Below are 245 nucleotides of genomic sequence, written 5' to 3'. Positions count from 1 at the left end.
CTGGGGCGCCGGTGGAGCCGCCCCCGAGGCCCGGGCTGTCGGTGCTGCGGCCAGCGACCGCGCGGCGCCAGGCAGGGTCGCCGTCGGTCCTGGGCGCCCCGCACGGCACGCGACGGGAGGCCGCCCGCGCCCGGCTCGGCAGCGGCGCCGTGCAGGGGTTTGAGCTGGAAGAGCTCATGCACAGCCCCGCGGCCTTGCAAGAGGTGCTGCGCTACTTGGTCGCCCGCTTCCATGCACGTTTCGAC

Annotated in this window: 1 pseudogene; it reads left to right on the top strand. The window is 76.3% G+C overall.

Annotation, left to right across the window (positions count from 1 at the left end):
• Window positions 1-245 (top strand): annotated as a pseudogene (locus tag AAEZ08_RS23325) (conjugal transfer protein TrbE); the annotation flags it as partial.

The organism is Pseudomonas sp. E45-MNA-CIBAN-0222 (genome assembly GCF_040310405.1).
Lineage (GTDB): Bacteria > Pseudomonadota > Gammaproteobacteria > Pseudomonadales > Pseudomonadaceae > Stutzerimonas > Stutzerimonas stutzeri_AC.
This window is presented reverse-complemented; position numbering and strand designations above follow the sequence as displayed.